Consider the following 1,121-nt stretch of genomic DNA (forward strand, 5'->3'; position numbering starts at 1 on the left):
GATGATGGAGCTGCGCAAGGACTTCAACAACCTCGGCAGCACCCTGCCCGACAGCTCCACTTTCTTTGGCGTAAAATGCGACCGCTCCTATCTGCAGAATGCCCTGGGCGTAGCCGTAGGCTGGGGCGGCCTGCAACGCCGCGATGCCCTTTATCTTCCGGTTCAGGTTGCCAAGAATGACGGAAAGACTGCCTATACCCTCACCGTTCCCAGAGACGTGCCCATCGAAGACAATGGCTTCTGGTCGGTGACGGTATACAACAAAGACAGGTTCATGGAGCCCAATGACCTGGATGCCTATTCCTTCAACAAGGTGACCGCCAGGAAAAATGAAGATGGATCGGCCACCATCCACTTTGGTGGCAACCCCAAGGCAGACAACTACCTTCCCATCATGGAAGGCTGGGTATACATTGTCCGCCTGTATCGCCCCAAGAAGGCGTTGCTGGATGGCAAATGGAAGTTCCCCGAACCAGCGGAAGCCAAATAAATCAGGCTGACGACCCGATGCTCAGCCTGCAATGTGCAGGTTGAGCACCAATCTGGGCATTGCCGGGCTGTTACTCACCGGCATCAGCTAGGCCAGATAAGGCATACCCAGTGACTGGCAATACTCTGCAGCACTCTATAGGTGGGGTGCCAGTGACAATTGGGACATCGCCCTGACATACCGCCATCTCGAATGGGATGTCTGCGGCAAGTCCATCGACGGCAATAAGCTGTACAAGCTGGAGATCCCGAGGGACATGCCAGTCAAGCAGCTCTGGTCGCTGATTCTTTACGATGCCGACACCTGGGGGTTTATCTATACCAGAGAAGGAAAAGTAGGCATCTCGTCCTATGAAATGGACAAGCTCAAAAAAGATCCGGACGGCGGCGTGACCCTGTATTTCGGTCCCAAGCCTCCTGAAGGACTGGAAAGCAACTGGATACCCACTGCGGGCAAGCGGGTGGCTCCCGCCGTGCGTTTCTATGGTGCCAAGCCGGGAATCGTCGACCGCTCCTAGTCGAGTAGATCGGCCATTGCTGGCTTTCACCCTCACAGAACCGGACGTGCGGATTTCCCGCATCCGGCTCTTCCGAGCAGGTCACCCGGATTGAGCGGGAGCCAATTGTCTGGG

At 56.0% G+C, this 1,121-nt stretch carries 2 protein-coding genes; both read left to right on the forward strand.

The features are described 5' to 3' along the window. Positions 1-490, forward strand: a 490-nt coding sequence (locus ACOCD2_RS21240) for a DUF1214 domain-containing protein (RefSeq protein WP_293650410.1), incomplete at its 5' end; no start/stop codon positions are given. 172 nt (positions 491-662) lie between these two features. Beyond that, positions 663-1,007, forward strand: coding sequence for a DUF1214 domain-containing protein (locus ACOCD2_RS21245; protein ID WP_293650411.1), 345 nt, complete (start codon positions 663-665; stop codon positions 1,005-1,007). Positions 1,008-1,121: the final 114 nt, after the last annotated feature.

The sequence above is a fragment of the Thiolapillus sp. genome (assembly GCF_048562965.1).
Classification (GTDB): domain Bacteria; phylum Pseudomonadota; class Gammaproteobacteria; order Chromatiales; family Chromatiaceae; genus Thiolapillus; species Thiolapillus brandeum_A.